Annotated in this window: 1 protein-coding gene and 1 pseudogene; one reads left to right on the forward strand and one right to left on the reverse strand. The window is 37.2% G+C overall.

The features are described from left to right. Window positions 1-236, reverse strand: a pseudogene (locus B5D35_RS23065) (IS6 family transposase); the annotation flags it as partial. Between the two features lie 313 nt (window positions 237-549). Here B5D35_RS23065 and B5D35_RS23070 point away from each other — a divergent pair. Continuing rightward, window positions 550-3,264, forward strand: coding sequence for a hypothetical protein (locus B5D35_RS23070; protein WP_078754746.1), 2,715 nt, complete (start codon window positions 550-552; stop codon window positions 3,262-3,264). Window positions 3,265-3,578 lie beyond the last annotated feature (314 nt).

Consider the following 3,578-nt stretch of genomic DNA (forward strand, 5'->3'; position numbering starts at 1 on the left):
GAGGAATGCTTGTCGGTGTTTAACGTTTTAGGTTGAGTCTCTATATCATAGCCGCTTAGGCATCGCTTCAAGAACTGATAACGGCGTAATTTTTTGCGTAATACTGGGGCATACTCAATGAACCAACGGTAAATGGTCGAACGGTTAACCGAAATTCCTCGCTCCTGCAGCATATAGCTGAGGTTAGCGTAGTTCATGGGGGCAAAGTGTTCCCATTTGAATTCCTTGTTGGCCATCTATCCGTTATCCGCCAGGGAGAAATGAGACAATTTTGGATCACTACGGATTTTTTGCAACACCCCCCCTTTTTGTGTCTTTGCTTGGGATCTTCCTGCTGAACGCGCTATCGTAATCGTAGCTTGATTATTTTAGTGTGAGTGCCCTAATTGTTAGAATTTAAGCTCGCTTAAAGGAAAATAAGTAGCAGTTAGCGCGCTCCCTACCAAACCTGTCGTTCAGAAACACTTTAGTTTCTCAGAAAACACGTTGTGTTAAATGTATATTTAATATTTTATGTATAATATACATTTAACACAATATGGTTTATATATGAAATATAAAATTGAGATTAGATTGGCTTTGCTGAGTGCATTGTCATTTAACGCACACAGCCAGATCTCCATGGACACTCAAGTTTCAACAAATACTGATACGTCGCAACGTTCAAGTTCACCGCAAATTCAACGGATCATAGAAAATGCTGAAAACCCATTAGGTCCAGTTTCAATATTTGATTATCATCATTACGCTTTAAACAGAAAACCTTTTGATAATTCCGAGATTAACTTCTCTAATAACAGCATGGGATTAAGCCTAAGAAGCGTACATCCTCTGTTTTCTGAAAATATAGCTGGAGTGGTAAAAGATTATTATGACCAAGGAGAAAAACCTCCTGGTGTAGACACGAGTGTTTGGCAGTTCTTTATGAACTCTGATGGAATGCCTAGCAGCTACATGCCGACTGTTGAAAATGACAGAATGTGCCTATATTTTCATCGTCGATACAAATTATCTGATATTGCAGCAGATGCTTCTGGTGCCCTCACTAACTTAGGTTTCGTCAACTCGCCGGATCAATGGTGGTTTACGGTAAATGTTTATAATGAGGAAACTAATAACTTTGACCTTCCAGCGGATGATTACGTTTTAAGGGATCACCCAAATACAACACCAAATAAGTTTTCAAAATTAGCTATATCTAAAGGAGCGATTCAAACTCAATCTAATGAAAGGTGGTGCTTTAAATATGATGAGCCTGCTGTTATTACAATAAAAAAAGGTGATAGCGTAATAGATGAGTCTGACTTTGTCTGGGACAGTCAAAATTCAAACATTGTCGACATAGCTGTTAACTCCCCTCTTTTAAGCGGTTATCCACATTTTACAGGCACATCAGAGCAGAGCTTTGATGATGCCAATTTTTTTGAGAAAGATAAAGTTCAATATGTAGGTGTCGACTTACTTAGAGATATGTTTTACGGCTTAGACTCACCGAGCTTTGATGACATTTCTGTCGATGAAAGTATCAAAAATAGTAGCCTATCTGTTTTTCGTCAGCTTTGGAGTAGGTTTGCAAACTTCACCTTGCCTGATAGCGGCTCCTTAGAACCTGAGTTTGATGACATTTTAAGTGCTGTAATTAGTGACCCTTCATTGAATGAAATACAAAAGTTTAAAGTATTACAAAAAAAATTAAACGATATCACGAAAAAGCAATTATCTAAGTCAATGAAAAACTGGTTCAAAGGACACTATAAAGGAATCCTGCACGGTAACATTGGATCATTAAATGCAATAAAAACATTTAAGAACGGAATAAAAGTTAATGGTTTAAGTAAAACCTTGTCATCTATCCGAATCAAAAACCCACTTAAAGTAATTAAAAGTTACGGCCCAGATAGCTATTTGACGTTGGGTATTAGCATCTGGTCACTATCTGAAAGTATCAGGAATCCTGGAAACTCAACATCAGAAATTGTAATAGCCTACATTCCAGGCGTTTCTGATGGTATGACTTTCTTTGTCGACACAAGCACAAAAACAAATAACTTTCATGCTTTAACAAAATTCAATGATAAAGAAAGAACGGATTATAATACAACTGAATTTCCCTATGAGATAATGAATAAACATATGACGTCTAACCTTTTAGGTGTAGATTTAAATGAAGAAGCGCGTTCTTGTTTCTACGCCGACAAAGAGAACTTAGAACACCCTGCTTTTTGCTTGACAGCCGACTCTGAACCTCAAAGGCCACAGTCTTATCTATCATTTGCTACTGTACCTGTTGGTTATTGGGTCAAAGCTGAAATTGGCAGTGGCACTTCACCGTTTTATTTAACAGAATCAATGGAGACTATTGACAACCTTTCCTCTTACATATTACCTCGTGGGGATGTAAAATTATCTTTAGTTAAAGCAGAGACAATCCAAAAATCCAGCGATTATTGCATTTATTATTCGTTATTATTTAAAGGCGTATCTCAGTGTTATGCAGGTCCAATCGTCTTTGACCAAAATAGAATTTTCAATGACTTAAGTGTTGCTCCCCAAGACTCTGAAATATTTGATGAAAAATCAAAGATAAAGTCATATCAAAAATTCAGTGACAGACCCTTTGAAATCGTTATAAATGAAAGCAAAAAATCGTTATTCGCAACATCTATTCCTTTTGATTCTGAAAGTGTTCTTGGTCAAAAAATAAGAGAAATACGGAGTATTAGCTACGAGAACGCATTGACCTACTTTGCAGATTCTGCAGGTAACTTAAACGTTAGGACTTGGGGCTCAAATGACGGGGCTCAAATAGGTGACATTTATATTTACAGTAATTCTTACACACACTCGGTTGATTTTTTTAGATTAAAAGGAGATCCAACTGCATTCTTCCCCGTAAACCAACACTCAAACAACGCATGGGAGTATATTGGTATTTATTCTCGTGGCGTGTACCATGAAGTACCTATGATTGGTGACATTTTCAAATACATGAACCCTGAGTCTCGCAGCGTCGAACTCTACAAATTAGTAGGAAACTACAACGACAATTTTTCAACAATTCAAGATTCAAATGAATCTTGGGAACGCCTAGGTTTAAATAAATGGGTATATAATGGTAAAGGTAGAAGTGGTGATATTTTCATCTATTTAAACCCTAACAATGGTGACTCCGAAATATTCATGTTAAAGCATGATGGTGCGTACTCTTTCTTTCCTACAGATAAAAGTTCCAATCTCGAATGGTTGTACATTGGTGAAATATAAGGAAAAAAACACGTCATTGTAGTAGCTTCTTATAAAACATTTTGTAAGTAAGCCTACAAGGTAGAGACTCAGTTCTACAGATTTGAGTCTTTACTTGGCTTTGTTGCTTAAATCGGAGTTGTTGCAAAAAATCGGCTCCGTTGCAAAGTTAGTAGAAGGCCGCTGAGACCCTAGGTTATCCTGAGTTAAAAAGTGAACTGATTTTCAATCAGGCACACTTCGGGCTCCGTTGCAAAGTTTTAAGTTTCAGGCAATCTAGTGTCACCTTCCTCGTCGTTTATTAAGCATGACTGATTTCAAAGGGCGTCACTTTT

Origin of the sequence: Enterovibrio nigricans DSM 22720, from assembly GCF_900167155.1 — a bacterium.
Classification (GTDB): Bacteria; Pseudomonadota; Gammaproteobacteria; order Enterobacterales; family Vibrionaceae; genus Enterovibrio; species Enterovibrio nigricans.